Source organism: Duganella lactea (assembly GCF_009857505.1).
GTDB lineage: Bacteria > Pseudomonadota > Gammaproteobacteria > Burkholderiales > Burkholderiaceae_D > Rugamonas > Rugamonas lactea.
Genome location: NZ_WWCP01000032.1, coordinates 26,363 through 47,016, shown reverse-complemented (window position 1 = coordinate 47,016; position 20,654 = coordinate 26,363). Strand labels below are relative to the sequence as shown.

Annotated in this window: 21 protein-coding genes; 5 read left to right on the top strand and 16 right to left on the bottom strand. The window is 64.4% G+C overall.

The annotated features are described in order from the left end of the window. Positions 1-10 precede the first annotated feature (10 nt). The 8 genes from dapA to GTP44_RS20980 all read right to left on the bottom strand — a co-directional run bounded on the left by dapA (position 11) and on the right by GTP44_RS20980 (position 6,856). Positions 11-886 carry a 4-hydroxy-tetrahydrodipicolinate synthase gene (gene dapA, locus GTP44_RS21015; RefSeq protein WP_161020941.1) on the bottom strand — a complete coding sequence of 292 codons (876 nt, stop codon included), beginning with the start codon at positions 884-886 and terminating at the stop codon, positions 11-13. A gap of 84 nt (positions 887-970) precedes the next feature. Further along, positions 971-1,519, bottom strand: a complete 549-nt coding sequence (locus tag GTP44_RS21010; protein WP_161020940.1) for a class I SAM-dependent methyltransferase — start codon at positions 1,517-1,519, stop codon at positions 971-973. 15 nt (positions 1,520-1,534) lie between these two features. After that, a complete protein-coding gene (locus tag GTP44_RS21005) occupies positions 1,535-2,737 on the bottom strand; it encodes a tryptophan--tRNA ligase (RefSeq protein ID WP_161020939.1) in 1,203 nt (400 codons plus the stop codon). Between the two features lie 8 nt (positions 2,738-2,745). Further along, positions 2,746-3,420, bottom strand: a complete 675-nt coding sequence (locus tag GTP44_RS21000; protein WP_160991107.1) for a site-2 protease family protein — start codon at positions 3,418-3,420, stop codon at positions 2,746-2,748. An 82-nt stretch (positions 3,421-3,502) separates the two neighbouring features. Next, positions 3,503-4,126, bottom strand: coding sequence for an L-threonylcarbamoyladenylate synthase (locus GTP44_RS20995; protein WP_160991106.1), 624 nt, complete (start codon positions 4,124-4,126; stop codon positions 3,503-3,505). A gap of 2 nt (positions 4,127-4,128) precedes the next feature. Continuing rightward, complete coding sequence (gene htpX, locus GTP44_RS20990; RefSeq protein WP_161020938.1) at positions 4,129-5,013, bottom strand: protease HtpX; 885 nt, start codon at positions 5,011-5,013, stop codon at positions 4,129-4,131. A 106-nt stretch (positions 5,014-5,119) separates the two neighbouring features. Further along, positions 5,120-5,959, bottom strand: coding sequence for a 3',5'-nucleoside bisphosphate phosphatase (locus tag GTP44_RS20985; protein ID WP_161020937.1), 840 nt, complete (start codon positions 5,957-5,959; stop codon positions 5,120-5,122). A 9-nt stretch (positions 5,960-5,968) separates the two neighbouring features. Further along, positions 5,969-6,856 carry an alpha/beta fold hydrolase gene (locus GTP44_RS20980; protein WP_161020936.1) on the bottom strand — a complete coding sequence of 296 codons (888 nt, stop codon included), beginning with the start codon at positions 6,854-6,856 and terminating at the stop codon, positions 5,969-5,971. A gap of 146 nt (positions 6,857-7,002) precedes the next feature. Between GTP44_RS20980 and GTP44_RS20975 the strand changes: the two genes are divergently transcribed. Both GTP44_RS20975 and hslO read left to right on the top strand, forming a co-directional pair. Continuing rightward, positions 7,003-7,527, top strand: a complete 525-nt coding sequence (locus GTP44_RS20975) for a gamma carbonic anhydrase family protein (protein ID WP_160991102.1) — start codon at positions 7,003-7,005, stop codon at positions 7,525-7,527. A 4-nt stretch (positions 7,528-7,531) separates the two neighbouring features. Continuing rightward, complete coding sequence (hslO, locus tag GTP44_RS20970) at positions 7,532-8,491, top strand: Hsp33 family molecular chaperone HslO (RefSeq protein ID WP_161020935.1); 960 nt, start codon at positions 7,532-7,534, stop codon at positions 8,489-8,491. Positions 8,492-8,509: 18 nt separating this feature from the next. On the opposite strand, the gene GTP44_RS20965 is transcribed toward hslO, so the two are convergent. Continuing rightward, a complete protein-coding gene (locus tag GTP44_RS20965) occupies positions 8,510-9,475 on the bottom strand; it encodes a bile acid:sodium symporter family protein (RefSeq protein ID WP_161020957.1) in 966 nt (321 codons plus the stop codon). Further along, complete coding sequence (locus tag GTP44_RS20960; RefSeq protein ID WP_161020934.1) at positions 9,475-9,786, bottom strand: hypothetical protein; 312 nt, start codon at positions 9,784-9,786, stop codon at positions 9,475-9,477. The genes GTP44_RS20965 and GTP44_RS20960 overlap by 1 nt, the downstream gene beginning before the upstream one ends. 113 nt (positions 9,787-9,899) lie before the next feature. Here GTP44_RS20960 and GTP44_RS20955 point away from each other — a divergent pair, with 113 nt between their 5' ends. Both GTP44_RS20955 and GTP44_RS20950 read left to right on the top strand, forming a co-directional pair. Further along, on the top strand, positions 9,900-12,281 hold the full coding sequence (locus GTP44_RS20955; protein ID WP_161020933.1) for a TonB-dependent receptor: 2,382 nt from the start codon (positions 9,900-9,902) through the stop codon (positions 12,279-12,281). Then, positions 12,281-13,456: a glycerophosphodiester phosphodiesterase gene (locus GTP44_RS20950; protein ID WP_161020932.1), complete on the top strand. Its 1,176-nt coding sequence runs from the start codon at positions 12,281-12,283 to the stop codon at positions 13,454-13,456. The genes GTP44_RS20955 and GTP44_RS20950 overlap by 1 nt, the downstream gene beginning before the upstream one ends. Before the next feature lie 22 nt (positions 13,457-13,478). On the opposite strand, the gene GTP44_RS20945 is transcribed toward GTP44_RS20950, so the two are convergent. After that, positions 13,479-14,867 carry a sensor histidine kinase gene (locus GTP44_RS20945; protein ID WP_161020931.1) on the bottom strand — a complete coding sequence of 463 codons (1,389 nt, stop codon included), beginning with the start codon at positions 14,865-14,867 and terminating at the stop codon, positions 13,479-13,481. Next, on the bottom strand, positions 14,864-15,559 hold the full coding sequence (locus GTP44_RS20940; protein WP_161020930.1) for a response regulator: 696 nt from the start codon (positions 15,557-15,559) through the stop codon (positions 14,864-14,866). Before GTP44_RS20940 ends, GTP44_RS20945 begins: the two co-directional genes overlap by 4 nt. A gap of 155 nt (positions 15,560-15,714) precedes the next feature. Between GTP44_RS20940 and GTP44_RS20935 the strand changes: the two genes are divergently transcribed. Continuing rightward, a complete protein-coding gene (locus tag GTP44_RS20935) occupies positions 15,715-16,494 on the top strand; it encodes a MipA/OmpV family protein (protein WP_161020929.1) in 780 nt (259 codons plus the stop codon). Here the strand turns inward: GTP44_RS20935 and GTP44_RS28275 are convergent. From GTP44_RS28275 to GTP44_RS20915, 4 genes are read right to left on the bottom strand one after another with little or no spacing between them, the layout of a single operon-like run. Further along, positions 16,478-16,789, bottom strand: a complete 312-nt coding sequence (locus tag GTP44_RS28275; protein WP_161020928.1) for a type II toxin-antitoxin system RelE/ParE family toxin — start codon at positions 16,787-16,789, stop codon at positions 16,478-16,480. The two genes, GTP44_RS20935 and GTP44_RS28275, sit on opposite strands and share 17 nt — an antisense overlap. Next, positions 16,789-17,010: a hypothetical protein gene (locus GTP44_RS20925; RefSeq protein WP_161020927.1), complete on the bottom strand. Its 222-nt coding sequence runs from the start codon at positions 17,008-17,010 to the stop codon at positions 16,789-16,791. The genes GTP44_RS28275 and GTP44_RS20925 overlap by 1 nt, the downstream gene beginning before the upstream one ends. Before the next feature lie 58 nt (positions 17,011-17,068). Then, positions 17,069-18,250 (bottom strand): hemin-degrading factor, encoded by a 1,182-nt coding sequence (locus GTP44_RS20920; RefSeq protein WP_161020926.1) that lies wholly within the window; start codon positions 18,248-18,250, stop codon positions 17,069-17,071. Between the two features lie 10 nt (positions 18,251-18,260). Continuing rightward, entirely contained in the window at positions 18,261-20,528 is a 2,268-nt protein-coding gene (locus GTP44_RS20915; protein ID WP_229257015.1) for a TonB-dependent hemoglobin/transferrin/lactoferrin family receptor, read from the bottom strand. Positions 20,529-20,654: the final 126 nt, after the last annotated feature.

Below are 20,654 nucleotides of genomic sequence, written 5' to 3'. Positions count from 1 at the left end.
GCTACGAATATTACAGTACGCCGGCTTCGTGCAGGGCAGAACGTACTGCCGCATGGCAGTCTTCGGCCAGCGGGACCAGCGGCAGACGGATGCCGGACGGCATTTTGCCCATTGCCGCCAAGGCCCACTTGACCGGCACCGGATTCGGTTCGATGAACAGTTTCTGGTGCAGCGGGAAGACTTTATTGTTCAGCGCGATGGCGGTGGCGATGTCGCCGGCCATCGCCGCCTTGCACATGTCGGCCATCATGCGCGGCGCCACGTTGGCGGTGACCGAAATATTGCCGGCGCCGCCGGCCAGCATCAGGGCCATGGCGGTGGCGTCGTCGCCCGAATAGACGGCGAACGAGCGCGGCGCCAGACGCAGCAGGTCGTAGCCGCGGCCGATGTTGCCGGTCGCGTCCTTGACGCCGACGATGTTGGGGATCTGCGCCAGGCGCAGGATGGTCTCGTTGCTCATGTCGGCCACGGTACGGCCAGGCACGTTGTACAGGATCACCGGCAAGTCGACCGCCGTGGCGATGGCCTTGAAGTGCTGGTACATGCCTTCCTGTGTCGGGCGGTTGTAGTAAGGAACCACTTGCAGCGTAGCATCGGCGCCGGCTTCCTTGGCGAAGCTGGTCAGCTTGATCGCCTCGGCGGTCGAGTTGCCGCCCGCGCCGGCGATGACCGGAATGCGGCCGGCCACCTTGGTGACGGCCGCCTTGATCAGCGCGCAATGCTCTTCCACGCTGACGGTGGCCGATTCACCGGTGGTGCCGGCGATGACGATGCTGTCCGTACCTTCGGCAATGTGCCAGTCGATCAGCTGATTCAAGCCCTCGAAGTCCAGACTGCCGTCTGCGTGCATCGGGGTGACGATTGCTACGATGCTGCCCTTAATCATAGGTAATCACTGCGAAAAGTATTAAAACAACGATTGTAGTCGATAGGCTGCGCGCGTGGTGCATTCCGGCAGACAAATCGGCGCTCAAAATGGCGGCAACAGCGCCGCCTCCCGCGGAAAGTCAGGCTTCACGGCACACAGCCGTTGCACCATGGCAGCTTTTGGATGGTCGATGACGCCGTCCTCGAAGGCGACCACCCGCAAGCCATGGGCGACGGCCAGCGCCAGCAGCTCGCCCGGCTGCAGCAAAAACGCCGGATTCGACGGCTTGCCGAACTGCTCGTTGCCAGCCGCGAAAGTCTCGTAAATCAGCACGCCGTTCGGCGCCAGGCTGCCCAACATATCGGCCATTAGCGGGCGATGCAGGTAGTTTGTGATCACGATGCCGGCAAAACGGTGCGGACCAAACGGCCAGGCCGCGCCCTCCTCTTCCAGATCGATGGCGCTGGTGGTGATGCCGGGGCCACAGGCGGCCGCCAGCGCGCTGGCGTCGCGGTCGACCGCCACCACCTCATGGCCCAGCGCGGCCAGATGGCGCGCATGGCGGCCGCTGCCGCAAGCGAGGTCCAGCACGGCGCCGCCGGGAACCAGCGGCGCATAGCGCTGCACCCAAGGGGAGATTTGATCGTTCATCGCTTTTACCTGCATTTACGTATAGGCCAGGCCCATGGCCTCGCGCACATCGCGCATGGTTTCGAGCGCCAGCTTGCGGGCCACGTCATTGCCGTCGGCAACGATGGCGCGCACCAGCGAGGGGTCGTCCAGATACGCCTGGGCGCGCTCGTGCATGGGTTCCTGTTCCCTGATAATCGCTTCAATCACCGGCTGTTTGCATTCGATGCAGCCGATGCCGGCTGATTTGCAGCCCTTGACCACCCATTCCCTGGTCGGCAAATCAGAATAGACCTGATGGAACTGCCACACCGGGCAGCGCTCGGGATCGCCGGCGTCGGTGCGGCGCACGCGCGCCGGATCGGTCGGCATGGTCTTGATCTTTTTGCTGACGGATTCCTTGTCCTCGCGCAGCGCGATGGCGTTGCCATAGCTCTTGGACATCTTGCGGCCATCGAGGCCGGGCAGGCGCGACGCCTCGGTCAGGCGCGCCTGCGGCTCGACCAGGATCAGCTTGCGGCTGCCTTCGAGGTAGCCGAACAGGCGCTCGCGGTCGCCCAGCGACAGGCTTTGGGCGTCGTCCAGCATGGCCTTGGCCTGCGCCAGCGCCTCGTCTTTGCCGTCCTGCTGGTAGTCGGTGCGCAGTTCGTTGTACAGCTTGGCGCGCTTGCTGCCCAGCTTTTTCACCGCTTCCTGCGCCTTCTCCTCGAAACCCTTCTCTTTGCCGTACAAGTGATTAAAACGGCGCGCGATCTCGCGCATCATTTCAATGTGCGGCACCTGGTCCTCGCCGACCGGCACCTGGCTCGCGCGGTAGATCAGCACGTCCGCCGCCTGCAGCAGTGGATAGCCGAGGAAGCCATAGGTTGCCAGGTCTTTATTGGCCAAATTGTCGATCTGGTCCTTGTAGGTCGGCACACGTTCGAGCCAGCCCAGCGGCGTGGCCATCGACAGCAGCAGTTGCAGCTCGGCATGCTCGGGCACGCGCGACTGGATGAACAGCGTGGATTGCGACGGGTCGATGCCGGCGGCCAGCCAGTCGATCAGCATGTCCCAGGTGCTGCGCTCGATGACGCTGGGGTCGTCGTAGTGCGTGGTCAGCGCGTGCCAGTCGGCCACGAAGAACAGGCACGGCAGCTCGGTCTGCAGCCTGATCCAGTTTTTCAGCGCCCCATGATAGTGGCCCAGATGCATGGAGCCGGTGGGACGCATGCCGGAGACGACGCGATCGGGATACATGGCGTGCCTCAGCTGAACAATGCGCGCAGCGGCCAGGACAGCTCATACCACACCACCTGCAGCAGGTGCATGCCGGATACCAGGAAGCCCGTCAGCACATTCATCTGCAGCAGCACGATCAGGCCGATAAACACGAACAGGCCGTAGCGCTCGATCCGCGCATACGGCCGCGCCAGCGACATCGGCAACAGGCCGGTGACGATGCGCCCGCCATCGAGCGGCGGCAGCGGAATCAGGTTGAACACGCACATCGCCGAGTTCACGCCAATGCCGGCCTTGGTCATATTGACGAAGAAATCATCGTCGGTCAGGCGGAACACATAGGCGCACACCACCCACAGCAGCATCCAGCCCAGGCCCATGACAAAATTGGCGGCGGGACCGGCGGCGGCCACGAACGCCATCTGCTTTTTCGGATTGCGCAAGTTGCCGAAATCCACCGGCACCGGTTTGGCGAAGCCCAGCGGCGGCAGCTTGATCAGCGCCAGAAACAGCGGCAGCAGTATCGTGCCGAACAGATCGATGTGTTTCAGCGGATTGGCGGTGAGCCGGCCAAGATTGGCGGCGGTGGGGTCGCCGAAGTAGCGGGCGACATAGCCATGCGCGGCCTCATGCAGGGAAATTGCAAAAAGAACAGGAATGGCGTAGACCGTGGCGGTCTGAATAATGCTATCGATATCCATGGAGCGGGATTTTACCAGAGGCTGGATTGCCTACTTGCGGCGCCGTCAAAGGCCGGCGCCCTCGCCTAGTGTGGAACGGGGATCAGAGCCCGAAGGCGGCGGCGTCGCCACGGCCCTGACGCACCAGCACGGCGTCATCGCCGGTCAGGTCGATCACCGTGGTCGGCTCCATGCTGCAGGCACCACCGTCGATGACCAGCTCCAGCTGCTTGCCCAGGCGATCGCAGATGAGGTCGGCGTCGTTGAGCGGCTCGGTCTCGTCCGGCATGATCAGCGTCGTGCCCAGCAGCGGCTGGTCCAGTTCGGCCAGCAGCGCGTTAATGATGGCGTCCTCCGGCACCCGCAGGCCGATGGTCTTGCGCGACGGATGGCTGAGCCGGCGCGGCACCACCTTGGTCGCCTCAAGGATAAAGGTGAACGGTCCCGGCGTGGCCGCCTTCAGCAGGCGGAACTGGCGGTTGTCGACGCGGGCGTAGACGCCCAGTTCGCTCAAGTCGCGGCACAGCAGCGTCAGGTGGTGTTTTTCATCGATGCCGCGTATGCGGCGCAGGCGCTCGACGGCGCCCTTGTCATCCAGGTGGCACACCAGCGCATAGCAGGAGTCGGTCGGCACGGCGACGATGCCGCCGCCGTGAATGATCTGCGCCGCCTGTTTGATCAGACGGGCTTGCGGATTGACGGGATGTACCTGGAAAAATTGGCTCATGCTTAAGATTGTACGCTACGCAGCGCCGCGATGCGCTCCTCGAACGGCGGGTGGGTCGAGAACAGCGCGCCCCAGCCGCCGCGACCGCCGCTGATGCCCGAGGCGGCGAACGACTGCGGCAACGTGCCCGGCTCGACGCCGTTCAGCCGCGCCAGCGCGTGCTGCATCGGAATCGTGCTGCCCAGCAGCTTGGCCGAACCGGCGTCGGCGCGGAATTCGCGCTGGCGCGAGAACCAGGCCACGATCAGCGAGGCCAGCAGGCCGAACACGATTTCGCAGACGAACACCGTCACCATGTAGCCGATGCCAGGACCGCGACGCTCGTCGTTGCCCTTGTTGAGCATATTGTCGACAAAGAAGCCGACGATACGCGCCAGGAACACCACGAAGGTATTGGTCACGCCCTGGATCAGGGTCATGGTCACCATGTCACCATTGGCGATGTGGGCGACCTCATGGCCCAGCACAGCCTCGACCTCGTCGCGGTTCATGCTCTCCAGCAGACCGGTGGAAACCGCCACCAGCGCCGAATTCTTGAAGGCGCCGGTGGCGAAGGCGTTCGGCTCGCCGGCATAGACGGCCACCTCCGGCATGCCGATGCCGGCCCGCTCGGACAACGTGCGCACGGTGTTCACCAGCCACAGCTCGGTGGAATTGGACGGATTGTCGATCACCCGCGCGCCGGTCGACCATTTGGCCATCGGCTTGGAGATCAGCAACGAGAAGATGGCGCCGGTAAAACCGACCACCAGCGAGAAGGCCAGCAGGCTGCCCAGTTGCAGCTCGCCGCCCGATCCTGGACGGCCGATACCCAGCAGCGACAGGACGATGGACAGCACCAGCATCACGGCCAGATTGGTGGCGATAAACAGGACTATGCGTTTCATGTAAGGGTCTCCAGTACGGGCAACAGCCCAGATCATAAAGTAAGACCGGCTTAACGCAAAATCAAGATGCCGCCCGGCGATAATTCACCGCGCTGATGAGCGTCACTCAGAACCAGTCGTGCCAGACCGGTGTGACATTGGGCGGCAACGGCGGCAGCGCGGCGAAATCCACGCGCGACTCGCCCGGCGCGTGAAAATCCGTGCCGCGCGAGGCCAGGAAGCCGTAATAGTTGGCCAGTTGCGCATAGACCGGATACTGGTCCGGCGTGTGGCTGCCGGTCACCACCTCGATGGCGGCGCCACCCAGCTGCTTGAACTGCTCGAACAGCTCGCCCTGCGCCAGCGGTGTGAAGCGGTAGCGGCCCGGATGGGCGATGACGGCGATGCCGCCCGCGTTGCGTATCCAGTTGACCGCCTGTTCCAGCGTCGCCCAGCTATGCGGCACATAGCCCGGCTTGCCTTCCGACAGATATTTCTTGAACACGTCGGCGGTGCTGGGACAGGCGCCGATTTCCACCAGATAGCGCGCGAAGTGGGTGCGCGACATCAGGTCCGGGTTACCGACATATTTCAGCGCGCCCTCGTAAGCGCCGCCGATGCCGATCAACTCCAGCTGTTTGGCGATCTCGCGGCCGCGGTTGTCGCGGCCGGAACGGGTGTGGGCCAGGCCCTCGACCAGCGCCCGGTTGTTTTCGTCAAACCGCAGCCCGACGATGTGCACCGTCTCCTTGGCCCAGGTGATGGAAATCTCCACGCCGGTGACAAAGCGCATACCCTGCTGTGCGGCCGCCGCGCGCGCGGCGGGAATGCCGCCGACCTCATCGTGGTCAGTCAGCGCCCAGACATCCACCCCCGCCTCGCGGGCGGTTGCCGCCACCACGGCGGGAGCAAGGACGCCATCGGAGACGTTGGAATGGCAATGCAGATCGACTTTCATATCAGCCATTGTACATGGTTAGCTGGCGAGGAATTCCTCGATCATCTGCGCCAGCGCTTGCGGTTGGTCATGGTGCAGCATGTGGCCGGCGTCGTAGACCATTTTCCGGGTGACGTCGCGCAGGTGGCCGAGGCGGCGGTCCAGTTCGGCCCGGCCGGCCGGCTTGCCCCCCATCCAGTCCCACATATTGGTCTGGTCGGCTTCCACCCACAACACCGGCGCGGTGATGGCTTGCCAGCAGGCCATCACGTCGTCGACGTGATACGGCAGCGGACCGGCCTGCTTGTGCACCGGGTCGCCGAGAATTTCCCATTCGCCGGCGTCGTTCCGCGCCGACCAGTGCTGCGCCAGGAAGGCGGCCTTGTCGTCGCTCAGGCGCGGGTTGGTTTTCTGCAACCGCGCGGCGACCGCCGCTTGGGTCGGGTAGCCGCGCATCTCCGGCTGTTCCAGCAGACTGTCCATCCACTTGGCGTAACGCCCCGGCGCCTGCTCCGGCTTGGCGCCCTTCAGGCCGGCGCCCTCCAGGTTGATCAGCTTGCGGATGCGCTCCGGCCGCGCGCCGGCGTACAGGCCGACGATGTTGCCGCCCATGCTGTGGCCCAGCAAATACACCGCCTGCTCCGGCGAGTAGTGACGCAGGATGGCGTCCAGGTCGGCCAGGTAGTCCGGGAACCAGTAGGTGTCCAGCCCGCTGCGCTGGGACAGGCCGAAACCGCGCCAGTCCGGCGCGATCACATGCCAGTCGCCCTGCAGGGCGTCCGCCACGAACTGGAACGACGCGCCGACGTCCATCCAGCCATGCATCATGAACAGCTTGGGCGCGCCGTCCCGCCCCCAGTGGCGCACATGACAGCGCAGGCCGCGTATGGTCAGGAATTCGGAACGGGATGGAGTGTGCTTGCTCATCTTGATCGCCTTGAAAATGGTGGGGCTGGCGCCATATCGGAACCTTGCTAGCCGCAAAGCAAAATAATAGCACGACCGTTCGATAGCCGGGCAAGCGAAAAGCCAGCGTAAAATAGCGCTATCCCACCGTACTCAGCAAGGTTCCAATGTCACTATATCAACTAGGCGATCACGCGCCGGAGATCGCCGCATCGGCATTTGTTGCCGATAATGCCACGATCGTCGGCAAAGTCAGCTTGCACGACAACACCTCCGTGTGGTTCGGCGCCACGCTGCGCGGCGACAACGAGCGTATCACCATCGGTGACAACAGCAACGTGCAGGAAGGCACGGTGATGCACACGGACATCGGCTACCCACTGACCGTGGGCCGCAACGTGACCATCGGCCACCAGGCCATGCTGCATGGCTGCACCATCGGCGACGGTTCGCTGGTCGGCATTCAGGCGGTGATCCTCAACGGCGCGACGATCGGCAAGGGTTGCCTGGTCGGCGCCGGCGCGCTGGTCACCGAAGGCAAGCGCTTCCCCGACCACTCGCTGATCATCGGCGCGCCGGCCAAGGTCGCGCGCCAACTGACGGCCGAGGAAGTCGCCGCCCTGCAAGGCAGCGCCGACAGCTATGTCAAACGCGGTCAACTGTTCAAGACGCAACTCAAAAAGATTGGATAAAACAATGAGCACCACCCCTACCACGGGCCAGGACACCCTGCAGAAATTTATCTTCGACAACGCCGCCGTGCGCGGCGAGCTGATCGACATCTCCGCCACCTGGCGCGAGGTGCAAGCGCGGCACGACTATCCGGCCGCGGTCAAGAAAGTGCTGGGCCAGATGACGGCCGCCGCCGCGCTGCTGTCGGCCAATTTGAAATTCAACGGTTCCATCGTCATGCAGATCCACGGCGACGGTCCGGTGAACCTGCTGGTGGTCGAGTGCGACGCCGATCTGCGCCTGCGCGCCACCGCCAAGCTCACCCAAGGCGCCACGGTCGCCGACGACGCCACGCTGACCACGCTGCTGAACGCGCACGGCAAAGGCCGCTTCGTGATCACGCTGGACCCGCTGGAAAAAGTCCCGGGCCAGCAGCCGTATCAGGGCATCGTGCCGCTGGACGGCGACGACGTCGCGACGGTCATTGAAAACTACATGCTGCGTTCGGAACAGCTCGACACCAAGCTGTGGCTGGCGGCGGACGACCACGTCTCGCGCGGCCTGCTGCTGCAAAAACTGCCTTACCACGGCGGCAAGGCGGAGGCCACGCCGCTGAACGAGGAAGAGGCGCTGGAAACCTGGAACCGCGCGGTCATCCTTGGTTCGACGCTGAAGGAGCAGGAGCTGCTGACAACCGGCATCGACGTGCTGATCCAGCGTTTGTTCTGGGAAGAGACGATCCGCGTGTTCGATCCGCTGCATCCGCAATTCCATTGCAGCTGCACGCGCGAGAAGGTCGGCAATATGCTCAAGATGCTGGGCCGCGAGGAAATCGACAGTGTGATCGCCGAGCAAGGCCAGGTGGGGGTCGACTGCGACTTCTGCGGCAAGCACTATGAGTACGACAAGGTCGATTGCGCGCAGCTGTTTGCCAGCACTGATCCGGTCGCAACGCTGATCGCCGCCAGCGACGCCAAGCACTAAGAAACGGCGGCGAGGCGACTAATCCACTTGCTTGGCGTAGTGCTGCGCCAGCACCGCGCAGACCATCAGCTGCAACTGATGGAACAGCATCAGCGGCAACACAACGGCGCCCAGCGCGCCGCCGGCGAACAGAATCTTGGCCATCGGCACGCCGCTGGCCAAGCTCTTCTTGGAACCGCAGAACACAATCGCAATCCGGTCCTCACGATTGAAGCCCAGACGCCGCGCCGCCTGCGCGCTGATCAGCATCACCAATGCCAGCAACAACGCGCTGATAAAAATCAGGCCGGCCAGCGTGGTCCACGACACCTGATGCCACAAGCCCTCGCCCACCGACTCGCTGAACGCGGTGTACACCACCAGCAAAATTGAGCCCTGATCGACCAGGCGCGTCAGCGGCTTGTGCTTTTCCACCCACGCGCCTATCCAGCGCCGCGCCACCTGGCCGGCAATAAACGGCAGCAGCAGTTGCAAGGCGATCTGCCCGGCCGACTCCAGCGGCGAACCACCCGACATCTGCGCGCTCGTCAGCAAGCCCACCAGCACCGGCGTGATAAAGATGCCAAACAGGTTGGACGCCGACGCGCTGCAAATCGCCGCCGGCACATTGCCGCGCGCCGCCGCCGTGAACGCGATCGACGACTGCACCGTCGATGGCAGCATGCACAGGAACAGGATGCCCAGATACAGGTCCGGCGTCACCAGCGGTGTCAGCAAGGGCTTCAGCGCCAGTCCCAGCAGCGGGAACAGCGCGAAGGTACACAGCATCACCAGCAGGTGCAAACGCCAGTGCGTGACGCCGGCGATCACCGCCTCGCGCGACAACTTGGCGCCGTGCAGGAAGAACAGCAGCGACACCGCCACATGGGTGATGTTGTTGAAGACCACGGCGCCCTGGCCGTGGCAGGGGAAGAGGCTGGCCGCGCCCACCGTCGCGATCATGGCCAGCGTAAAGTTATCCGGCAAAAAACGAGGACGCTTGATCATCGCGGACACTGCACTTCCAGCACATCGATGGCGCCCAGGGTTTTTGCCGAGGTCGCGCTGCGCACCAGATCGACACGCTCCAGGCAGTCTTTCCGGACCAGACGCGGATAGGTGCGCGTGCACGGAATCACCGCGTCGGCGCCACTGCCGGCGTTGCAATAGAAGCCCTCGGCCTGCATGCGCACCAGCGCCTGCTCCAGCGGCATACCCGGCTGCACGGTCTGCGTGACGAAATGGCCCAACTTCGACTGGTCGATGGCGCAGCCCGCCAACAGCATCGGCAAGGCCGCCAACAAAAATTTCTGCATGGTGCGTATCTCCTTATTTCCAGACAGCAGTGTAACGCATGTGCACGTCATGATCCGGTCACACTCCGCCCCTATGATGCCCAGCGTCATTCATCCATCCACCTGAGCACATAATGAACAAACCTTTCTCCGTCGTTCGCGTCGCCGCACTGAGCATCCCGCTGCTGGCCATGGCCGCCAATGTGGCCGCCGCCGTCGCCGACATGGCCGACACCCCGGCCGCCGAAACCGTCACCGAAGCCGCCGCCGCCGCGCCGATCGCCACCGTGGAAGTGGCCACCCGCAAGACCCGCTCGTCGGTCGAACTGGGCAAGAATGACATGCAAAAAATCCTGCCGGGCATCAACCCGCTGAAAGCGCTGCAGACGCTGCCGGGCGTCAGCTTCCAGACCGCCGACCCATGGGGCAACAACGAGCAAAACCTGTCGCTGTTCATCCACGGCTTCAGCGGCCAGCAGTTGGGCTACACCATGGACGGTGTGCCGCTGGGCGACCAGCAATACGGCAACTACAACGGCCTGTCGCCGCAGCGCGCCATCACCAGCGAAAACGTCGGCCGGGTGATCCTGTCGTCGGGCGCCGGCGACCTGGCCACCGCCTCCACCAGCAACCTGGGCGGCACCATCGAAACCTTCTCCAGCAACCCGCTGCCGAACCGCAACTTCTCGGCGCAGCAGACGGTGGGCAGCTACAAGACCTCGCGCACCTTCCTGCGCTACGACACCGGCAACTTCGGCGACGGCAACAGCGCCTACCTCTCCGCCGCGCACCACGAGCAGAAAGCCTGGGACTTCAACGGCCGCCAGGGCGGCGATCAGGTCAACGCCAAGTTCATCAACAACAACAGCCTCGGCAAGCTGACCCTGTACGTCGCCTATTCGGACAAGATCGAGCCGAACGAGGACAGCACGGTGCACTCGGCCACCGAGAAATACCAGCCCTACACCCGTCCGTTCATGTACCCGGACTTCCAGCAGGCGCTGAGCTACCTGTCGCCAACCGGCGCGACGCCGGCCGCCGATGGCAACAACTACCGCAACTACTACAGCGACGCCCAGCGTACCGACTATCTGACCTACGCCAAGTTCGACATGAACCTGGGCGAGGCCACCACCTGGTCCAACCAGATCTACTACCACAACGATGACGGCGTTGGCGTGGTGGCCGGTCCGATCGGCGTGGCCGGCCTGCCGGCGCTGTTCTCGGTCTACTTCCCGGGCCAGAACCTGAAGCAGGTCTTCGGCAACTCGGGCTATGCGACCCGCACCACCGAATACGCGATCAACCGCAACGGCTGGCTGTCGACGCTGAGGACCGAACTGGGCGAGCACACGCTGCAAACCGGCCTGTGGTTCGAGCATAACCGCTCGTCGGCCTACCGCCGCTGGTACGCGCTGGACGTCAACAATCCAAGCTCGCCTTACGACCGTCCGGCCAACCCGCTGATCACCCAGTACGGCAGCGAGATCGACAACAAGGTGGTCCAGTTGCACCTGCAGGATGAATGGCGCCTGCGTCCCGACATGGCGCTGACGGCCGGCTTCAAGTCCAGCCTGCAATTCGCCGACGGCCAGTTCCCGGTTCAGCCGAAGGCCGGCGCGATCGCCAACTCGACCGCTCTGCCGGTCGGCAAGATCGACACCAAGCAATGGTTCCTGCCACAGTTCGGCGGCCGCTGGGACATCACCGCGCAAGACCAGGCCTTCTTCAACATCCAGAAGAACATGCGCCAGTTCGTCACCTACGGCGGTGGCGGCGCATCGCCATGGAGCTTGTCGAGCCAGAGCGCGTTCGACCTGTTCAAATCGAGCGCCAAGCCGGAAACCTCGGTCACCTACGAAGCCGGCCTGCGTACCAGCCACCAGCTGAACGGCGACGTGCTGACCGGCTTCGACGGCCAGGTCAACGTCTACCACGTCGACTTCAAGAACCGCCTGTTGCAGATCAGCCCGACCTCGGTGATCACCTCCATTATCGGCGGCAACCTGGCGGTGCTGACCAACGTCGGCAGCGTCAAGACCGACGGCGTCGATCTTTCCGGCACGCTGCACTTCGGCCGCAACTTCTCGCTGTACAACGCGCTGTCGTACAACCAGTCCAAGTACGACGACAACTACATGAACGGCAACGCCGTGGTACCGACCGCCGGCAAAAAAGTGCCGGGCAGCCCGGAATGGATGGACAAATTCGTCGCCACCGTGACCGTGGCCGACACCGAGTTCCAACTGGGCGGCGACTATGTCGGCAAGCGCTACGCCACGTACACCAACGACCTGCAGGTGAACAGCTACTTCCTGATGAACCTGGGCGTGTCGGGCAAGCTGGGCTTCCTCAACGGCGGCTGGGTGAAGAACGCGCGCTATCGTGTGAACGTGACCAACCTGGCCAACCGCAAGGGTGACCTCAACGTGGTGGTCGGCGCGGCCAGCGGCACGTACAATACCTTCCCTATCGCCCCGCGCCAGGGCTTCCTCACTTTGATGGCAGACTTCTGATGAACACACTTTATTTGCCGACGCGGCTCTCGCGTCGCGGCTTCATCCAGACGGCGGCGGCCGCCGCCGGCACCGCGCTGTTGCTGCCGGCGGCGTCGGTGCTGGCGGCCGCGCCGGTGGCCAGCGACCAGTCCGGCCTGCCGGGCGTCGCGCCGGTCGGCGCCGGTCCCGGCCGGCCGCTGGTGTTCGGCCACCGCGGCGCCAGCGCGCTGCGTCCCGAACACACGCTGGCGTCCTACGCCAAGGCGATCGCCGATGGCGCCGACTATGTCGAACCGGATCTGGTCAGCACCAAGGACGGCGTGCTGGTCGCGCGCCACGAGGCCTTCCTCAGCGAGACCACCGACGTCGGCACGCGGGCCGAGTTCGCCAGCCGCAAGACCCGCAAAACCATCGACGGCGAAACCCACGAAGGCTGGTTCGTCGACGACTTCACGCTGGCCGAGCTGAAAACGCTGCGCGCGGTCGAGCGCATCCCGCAATTCCGTCCGGGCAACGCGCAGTACAACGGCATGTTCCAGGTGGTGACGTTTGAAGAGATGATCGACTTCGTCGCCGCCGAGGCGGCGGCGCGCGGGCGCATCATCGGCCTCGTGCCCGAGCTGAAGCACTCGACCTATTTCGCCAGCGTCGGCCTGCCGCTGGAAGACCGCTTCCTGTCGATTCTGGCCGCGCACGACTACACGCGCCGCAACCCGGTCGAGATCCAATCGTTTGAGGTGGCCAATCTGAAATACCTGCGCGGCAAGCTGGGCCGCCGCGCCAATCTGCGCCTGATGCAGCTGGTCATCGGCGAGCCGGTGCGGCCGATGGACGTGGCCGCGGCGGGCGGCACGCTGACCTTCGCGCAGATGTGCACGCCGGCCGGGCTGCGTGACATCGCCCAGTATGCCGATGTGGTGGCGCCACCGACGCGCTCGGTCATCCCGCTGAACAAGGATGGTAGCCTGGCCGCGCCGTCGTCGCTGGTGGAGGATGCGCACAAGGCCGGTCTGCGGGTGGAGCCATGGACTTTCCGTCCGGAGAACCAGTTCCTCGCCGCCGACTTCCGCGACGGCGCGCTGACCGCCCGCAATGAAGCCGGCTCGATCGCCGAGATGAAACGCTACATCGCCACCGGCATTGACGGCTTCTTCACCGACGATCCGGCCCTCGGCCGCGCCGCCATCGGCTAACCCAAGGCGACGCGCAAAGCGGCTAAGCGCGCGGCAACCTGACCGTGGCCAGCAGCCCACCGCCCAGCGCGTCGCCCAGTTCTATGCGTCCATGATGACTGGCCGCCACCGACGCCGCAATCGCCAAACCCAAACCGCTGCCACTCTGCGTCTGGCGCGGATCGCGGAAGAAACGGTCGAACACCCGCTGGCGCATCGCCGGCGCAATCCCCGGTCCCTGATCGCGCACCGACAACACCAACTCCTCGCCGGCGACAACGATACTCACCTGCACCATGCCGCCCGGCGGACTGTACTTGATGGCGTTCTCCACCAGATTATCAATCAGCGACACCAGGCTTTCGCTGTGGCCAAGGATGTGCACCGGCTCGGTCTCCACCATTTCCAGCTCCACACCGCTGCGCGAGGCCAGCATCGACAACACCGCCAGCCGGTCCTGCAACAACACGTCCAGCGCCAGCCGGACATGCGGCGCGCTGTCCGGCGCGTCGCTACGCATCAGCTGCAGCAACTGCCCCACCAGCCGGCCGGCACGGTTACCGCTGTTGAGGATGCCGTTCAACAGCTCGCGCTGCACCGGATGATCGGTCTGCCGCTGCAAGGCCTCCGCATGCACCCGCATCGCCGCCAGCGGCGTGCGCAGCTCATGCGCGGCATCGGCGATGAAGCTGCGCTCACGCTGCGCGCTACTATTCACCCGCAACAACAAGGCGTTGATGCTGTCGACCATCGCCACCAGTTCGCGGTGCGGCGGCCGGCACGCCAGCGGTGTCAGATCCGCCGGGCCGCGCGCCGCCACCTCCTGCGCCACCTGCCGCCAGGGCCGCAGCGCCAGACGGATCGACAACCACGCCGGCAGCGGCAGCAGAGGCAGGCTGATCAGCAATGGCAGCAAAAAATAGCCGCGTGAGTTCAACGACAAAAACAGTTCCAGCGGTTCGGCCGGCCCGGCGAACATCACCGTCGTGCCGGTATCCGGCGCGCGGAAGGTGCGGGCCCGATAGCGGGTGCCGCCGATGTACATCGTCTCCACGCCGCGTTCGGGAGCGCCCTGCACGCCGCCCGGCATGCCCGCCGTCTGGTAGATCAGCTTGCCACGCTGCCACACCATCATCAGCGGACTGATATCGAGCAGGTCGCTTTCGACAAAATCTTCACGCAACGCCGCATCCACCGCGCGCAACGTGTGATGCTGTTGCGCCGGCTGGCCGGCCAGATTGTCGGCCACCAGCAGCACCGCCTTGGCGGTACTGGGAGAACTCAGATAGCCGGGCGTGTCGCCGCCGTCGTTCAGCACGATCGCGAACACCACACCCCACAACACCAGCACCAGCGCCACCTGCGCCACCATCAGGCGACGCACCAGCGTCGGCTGACGGATCAGGTGCCAGCCGCGTCGCAGCAGATTCATGCCGCACCGCCCGGTGGCTGCACGTCGATCACATAACCGACGCCGCGCACGGTGCGGATAAAGCCCTCGCCGATCTTGCGCCGTAAATTGGCCACGTGGACGTCCAGCGTGTTGCTGGCGTTGGTCTGGCCGCCGGGCAAGGTCTGCTCTTCCAGCGCGCGCCGCGTCAGCACACGGTCGGCGCGCATCATCAGCATTTTCAGCAGCGCGTACTCGCTGGCGGTCAGCTCCACTGCGCGGCCGTGGATGCTGACGCGGCGCGTCGGCGCATGCAGCAACAGGCCGCGCACCTCGATGGTCTCGCCATCAAAGCCGTAACTGCGGCGGGCCAGCGCGCGCACCCGCGACAGCAGCTCGGCCAGCACGAACGGCTTGACCAGGTAATCGTCGGCACCGCCGTCGAGGCCGCTCAAGCGGTCACTGAGAGCGTCGCGCGCGCTGAGGATCAGCACCGGCACGCCGGCGCCCCAGTCGCCTTGCGCGCGATTGCGGCGCAGTTGAGACAATAGCCGCAGGCCATCGCCGTCCGGCAGGCCGAGGTCGAGCAGTACCAGGTCGCAGCCGTCGTGTTCCAGGCAGCGGGTGGCGTCCGCCAGCGTGCGCACCCACACCACCGTCATGCCTTGGTCGGACAGGGCGATGCGCACGCCGTTGCCCAAGTCCAGATCGTCTTCTATCAACAGAATTTTCATGTCGTTATTAAAACACGCCAAGCTGAAGATCGGCTAAAGCGCGTCTTCATGCGCTCTTCATGTAAGGCTCAGATGACCTTCATGGCCTTCGCGGATACTTGGCCGCGGTCAGCCGGCCCAAGGGGCGCCGGTTCCACCCTGAATGGAAGATAACTATGCATAACCGCACTTGCCTGATATTTGCCACGACCTGCCTGCTGAGTGGAGTCGCCCTGGCGGCCGACGACAACCAGTTGCTGATCGGCGGCGGCCTCGCCGTGGAGGCCCGCTACGCCGGCTCCGACCGCAACACGGCGGCGCCGGTGGTGGTACTGGACTACAGCCACGCCAGTGGTTTCTTTGTCAGCACGCTGCGCGGCGTGGGCTATGGTGGCCAGGATGGCCCGTTCAGTTACAGCGCGGCGCTCGGCTATCGCGGCGAGCGCAAGGACAAGGACGAGCGCTCGCTGTTCGGCAACACCGGCAGCGACGAACTCAAAGGCATGGGCGACATCAAGGGCAATCCCAGCGCGGTGCTAAGCGTCGGCTTCAAGCCGCTGTCCAGGCTGGAATTGACCGTCAGCGCCGATCTGCCGCTATCGCGCCGCGAAAACGGCAAGACGCTCCACACCGGCATCGCCGCGCAGTTGCTCAGCGGTGGCACGGACCATGTGTCGCTGGCGCTGACGGCCGGCTTTGCCGACGGCAAATACCTGCAGACCTACCATGGCGTCAGCGCCAGCCAGGCCGCCACGTCCGGCTTCAGCGCCTACCGGCCCAAGGCCGGGCTGTACGAAGCCAGCACCATGCTCACTTGGGAACACACCTTCAATCCACGCTGGAGCGCGACCACCTTGATAGGCGCGACGCAATTGCTGCGCGACGCCTCGCGCAGCCCGCTCACCAAGCGCAAGACCAATCCCACCGCCGGGTTCTACGTCACTTACGCTTACTAGTCGGCCCGCTGCCACGACTGGTGTGCCACAGCGCCAGCAATATGACCGCGTTCGTCTGGACACGGTAATATAAATGGTGTCGGATTTTGGCCAGATAAATCCGTCGGACACTGGCTAACTTGGCGTTGCTTGCTTGCGCTCCCAAATCCGGTCTGCTCGCAAGCAACGCAAATATCCGCGTTAACTCGTCTTCCACCGCATCTGGCGCAGCGGGACGATTATGCCGCCACCAAGACGATAGCCGCCTGATTTGCGCTGCGGCACGCGGAGTTATCTGGATGGCGTAGGTAGCCATCAACGAGGACGGTTCAAGCTTTCAAGAAGATCCTGGGCCGATATGGTTTCGCCACGCTCCGCTTCTTCGAGCGAAAGCAACAGCTCGGCTTCTTCTTCTGACGTCAATTCGAACGTCTGACTCTCGTCGTGCGAAATAATCGTCACAGAACTCCCCTCGTCAAAGGGCATCTCCTCAACGACAATTTGACCCGCAATAATTTTTCCGGTGACGATTTTCATGGAAAAATAGTAGTCCCATCCCGGTCCGAAGTCAAAAAAAGGGCCTTTCGGCCCTTGCTTAGTTGCTGGCCTGGCGCGACGCGCCGGCTGTGGGCAGGGTGGCGGTCAGGTCGATCCACGCTTGCGGTACCGGCTGTTCGCGGCTGCGCACGCCGAAGAAGCTGACCACCTCGCGGCCGTCCTTGTCGTAGAACTCGACGTTGACCACGCCGGCGCGCTTGACCACGTAGCCGCTGACGAAGTTGGTGTCGCGCAGGTGCAGATTGAACTCCGGGTCCAGCACGTTGAAGTAGCCGCCGGTTTCCTGCACCTTGTTGATCTTGCCGCTGAAAATCTGGATGGTCGCGTCATTGCCCAGGAAGGCCATGATGTCGATCTGCCGCTTGGCGGCCTGCTCCAGCAACTGGCGCACCGCCAGCGGATCAATACGCCGCACCTTGTCGGCCGGCCCCAAGCGCAAGCCCTGCTCGCGCGTCACACCGAACTCGCTCAGCAGACGGTTGAACTGGTGTACGTCATTGATCTCGTTCCAGGCTTGCTGGAACTCCTTCACGTCCACCGCGCTGTCCGGCTTCGGCGCTGGCTTGGCTGGCGCCGAAGCCACCTTCAGGTCGGCGCTTTGCACCGGGTTGCGGAAGTCGGCGACGATCTTGTCGAACACCGGCACGCCGGCCTCGCTGCGCACATACACCTTGTGCGCGGCATTGCCGTACTGGTCGAAGAATTGCAGGCTGCGCGCGATCACGCCGTCCTTGCCCGGCTGCGCCACGGCAAACGCGTACGTCCAGTTCTTGAAGGTGAAGCGCAGATCGATCTCGCCGCCCAGGTAGCCGCCGGCGATGTTGCGCATGCGCGCTTCGCGTTCTTTTTCCTTGTCCGCGTCCAGACCGGTCACGACTTCCTGCGGCTTCATCCTGGTGGCCACGCCAGTGCGCTCCAGCACGCCGTTCTCGTTGCGCGTCAGCGCCATGACTTTGCCGAGGTCCAGCGCGCGGCGCATGATTTCACGCGGCACGTTCTCGCCCTCCTGCAAACGGGTCACGGTCTTGCCGATGCCGTTGGCGGCCAGCAGCTCCGCTTCCGACACGTTCAGCTTGGCGGCGGCGTCGCGCAGCGCCAGCCGCGGTTGCGCCGCGCGCAGCGCTTCGTACTGTTCGGTCAGACTGGCGGCGCCCGCCGGCAACGCGGAGATCAGCAAGGCGCCGCTCAGCGCCAGGACGAATCGATGATGGGGTTTCATGGCGAGCTCCTTAGTAGATCACTTTGAGGTTGAACGCATAGTTGCGGCCAGGGCGCGCCTGACGTTCGATGTCGGCTAACGTGGCCGCCGTGGTGCCGGCGACGAGGGTACGCGCGGCGGCGTAGTCCCAGTATTTGCGGTCGCCCAGGTTGTAGATGCCGCCGCTCAGCGTCATGTGCTGGTTGAGGTGCCAGTAGGCGGTCAGGTCGTACACGGTATAGCCCGGCACATCGAACAGCGGGGTGGTGGTGCCCGAGATCACGTCGCCGGCGGCGCGCTTGCCGCGCGCGGTGCTGGCGGTGAACGCCGCGCCGCCGCGCTGTGGATCGTCATAGGCGAAGCTGGCGTTGGCCTTGTATGGCTGCACCGACGCCAGGTCGGCTTCCTTGCCGGTGCGGGTGTTTTCCGCCGTGCCTTTCGAGGCCCCGGCCGCCAGATTGATGCTGTAGCCCTTCATCACCGGCGACCACTGGCCCAGCGCAAAGTTCGAACTGAATTCGACGCCGTAAATGCGCGCCTTGCCGACATTCTCCGGACGAAACAGGCCTTGCGTGATGGTCGGATAGTTGACGCGGTCGATCGGCTGCGTGACGTATTCGATGAAGTTGCTGTAGCGGGTGTTGAACACCGAGGCGCTGAACTCGACGCCCGGCGTCGGCGCGCCTTTCAGGCCCAGCTCGAAGGCATTGCTGGTTTCCTTGTCCAGGTTGGGATTGCCCAGCACCGCGTAGGCGTTGCCGGCGGCGGTGTAGCTGAACGAATCGTAGGTGCCGGTGCGCTCGGCCGCCGACGGCAGGCGCGTGCCGCGCGAGTATTGCGCGTAGGCGTTGAAATGCGGCGTCAGTTCCACCGACAGATTCAGCGACGGCGTCAGCGTGGAATCGGTTTCCTCCTTGATTTCCTTGGCGGCGCTGGGCACGGCGACGATGTACTGGTCCAGATGCTTCGGCGACAACTTGCGGTGTTCGGCGCGCAGACCCGGCGTCAGCGTGGCCTGGTGGCCGGCCAGCGCGAAGCCGAATTCACCCCGCACGTAGGCGGCGTACTTGTCGGTGTCCATGTCGGCCATGCGCGCCTTGCTCATGTACTGATGCGCGCCGGTGGCCACCACCAGCCGGTCCTCGCTCCATGGCCGGCGGCTTTCCAGCCGCTCATACTGCACGCCATAGTTCAGCAGGTTGCCGCCGCCGAGCTGCTTGCTGGCGTCCATGGCGATGCCTTTGCTGTCATTGTAATAGCCGGTGTTGATGTCCCGCACGTAACGCTGGCCGCCGGTCACGTAGTCGGCGTGGGTCAGGTCTTCCACTTCGGCTTTTTGCGTGTACAGCTTGGTTTCCAGCAGATCGGACAGCGCCGCGCCGGCGGGCGCCCACTGGTGCGCGACGCTGAAGCGGGTGCGCTTGGTGTTGGAGTTCTGGCCGACGCCGGTTGGGTACAGCGCGCTGGTCTTGTTGTCATACCGGCGGTCGTGCCCGGACTTGAAGCTGTCGACGGTGAAGTTGAGCTTCTGGTCGCGGGCAAGGGTCCAGTGCAGCTTGGCCAGTACGGCGTCCGAATCCCAGTCTTCCGGATTCAGCGGCACGCTGCTCTGGCTGTCCGGCTGCTCGCCGTCGCGGTGCACGGCCACGATCAGCGCTTTCAGCCGCGGGTTGATTTCCATGGCGGCGTTGACGGCGTGGGCGCGACTTTTGCGGTCCGAGGTGTAGCCGAAGCGGTAGTCGGCGTAGACCTTGCGCGTGGCGCTGAGGAAGTCTTCCGGCGACTTGGTGACGAACGATACCGCGCCGCCCAGGCCCGGCGAGCCCGGTCCGGCCGGGCTGGCGCCGGAACCGATGCGGATTTCGCGGAAGGTCTCCGGATCGAAATAATCGCGGCCGATGCCGAAGGCGTTGTTGGAGGTGCCGTCCGGTTTCGAGGCGGCGTCCGGCAGCGCGATGCCGTCCAGATCGAGCGCCACCCGGTTGCCCTCGACGCCACGGATGTTGATGCCGGTGTTGTTGGCGCTGTCCCACACACTGCCACCGCCGCTGGCCGCGGACGGCACGCTGATCAGCGGCGAGTAGCGCGCGATGTTGCTCATGTCGATGGCGTTGTTCTGCTCCAGCTGGCGCGCGCCGATGACGACGGTGTTGCCGTTGCGGGTGGCGTTCAGTTCGTCGCGCCTGGCCTGGACCAGAATTTCCGACAGCTCCGCGGCGGATGGGGTTTCCTGCGCCATCGTCGGCATGGCGGTGGCGCCGAGCAGCGCCAGCAACGCGGCGCGAACGTGAGGAGACAAAGGCGCGGCCCGATGCCGTGCGCCCGTGAAGGTAGCGACCATAATTATCCCGAAGAGAAAGAGTTATACAGCTGGCTCTCGGAAGGGGACGATCGCTGGCAAAGAACGCATCTTAACAATAATGAT

What these genes read in the sequence shown, in the direction of transcription:
- dapA (WP_161020941.1), bottom strand. Translation starts at nt 886, where the DNA reads ATGATTAAGGGCAGCATCGTAGCAATCGTCACCCCGATGCACGCAGAC.
- GTP44_RS21010 (WP_161020940.1), bottom strand. Translation starts at nt 1,519, where the DNA reads ATGAACGATCAAATCTCCCCTTGGGTGCAGCGCTATGCGCCGCTGGTT.
- GTP44_RS21005 (WP_161020939.1), bottom strand. Translation starts at nt 2,737, where the DNA reads ATGTATCCCGATCGCGTCGTCTCCGGCATGCGTCCCACCGGCTCCATG.
- GTP44_RS21000 (WP_160991107.1), bottom strand. Translation starts at nt 3,420, where the DNA reads ATGGATATCGATAGCATTATTCAGACCGCCACGGTCTACGCCATTCCT.
- GTP44_RS20995 (WP_160991106.1), bottom strand. Translation starts at nt 4,126, where the DNA reads ATGAGCCAATTTTTCCAGGTACATCCCGTCAATCCGCAAGCCCGTCTG.
- htpX (WP_161020938.1), bottom strand. Translation starts at nt 5,013, where the DNA reads ATGAAACGCATAGTCCTGTTTATCGCCACCAATCTGGCCGTGATGCTG.
- GTP44_RS20985 (WP_161020937.1), bottom strand. Translation starts at nt 5,959, where the DNA reads ATGGCTGATATGAAAGTCGATCTGCATTGCCATTCCAACGTCTCCGAT.
- GTP44_RS20980 (WP_161020936.1), bottom strand. Translation starts at nt 6,856, where the DNA reads ATGAGCAAGCACACTCCATCCCGTTCCGAATTCCTGACCATACGCGGC.
- GTP44_RS20975 (WP_160991102.1), top strand. Translation starts at nt 7,003, where the DNA reads ATGTCACTATATCAACTAGGCGATCACGCGCCGGAGATCGCCGCATCG.
- hslO (WP_161020935.1), top strand. Translation starts at nt 7,532, where the DNA reads ATGAGCACCACCCCTACCACGGGCCAGGACACCCTGCAGAAATTTATC.
- GTP44_RS20960 (WP_161020934.1), bottom strand. Translation starts at nt 9,786, where the DNA reads ATGCAGAAATTTTTGTTGGCGGCCTTGCCGATGCTGTTGGCGGGCTGC.
- GTP44_RS20955 (WP_161020933.1), top strand. Translation starts at nt 9,900, where the DNA reads ATGAACAAACCTTTCTCCGTCGTTCGCGTCGCCGCACTGAGCATCCCG.
- GTP44_RS20950 (WP_161020932.1), top strand. Translation starts at nt 12,281, where the DNA reads ATGAACACACTTTATTTGCCGACGCGGCTCTCGCGTCGCGGCTTCATC.
- GTP44_RS20945 (WP_161020931.1), bottom strand. Translation starts at nt 14,867, where the DNA reads ATGAATCTGCTGCGACGCGGCTGGCACCTGATCCGTCAGCCGACGCTG.
- GTP44_RS20940 (WP_161020930.1), bottom strand. Translation starts at nt 15,559, where the DNA reads ATGAAAATTCTGTTGATAGAAGACGATCTGGACTTGGGCAACGGCGTG.
- GTP44_RS20935 (WP_161020929.1), top strand. Translation starts at nt 15,715, where the DNA reads ATGCATAACCGCACTTGCCTGATATTTGCCACGACCTGCCTGCTGAGT.
- GTP44_RS28275 (WP_161020928.1), bottom strand. Translation starts at nt 16,789, where the DNA reads ATGGCTACCTACGCCATCCAGATAACTCCGCGTGCCGCAGCGCAAATC.
- GTP44_RS20925 (WP_161020927.1), bottom strand. Translation starts at nt 17,010, where the DNA reads ATGAAAATCGTCACCGGAAAAATTATTGCGGGTCAAATTGTCGTTGAG.
- GTP44_RS20920 (WP_161020926.1), bottom strand. Translation starts at nt 18,250, where the DNA reads ATGAAACCCCATCATCGATTCGTCCTGGCGCTGAGCGGCGCCTTGCTG.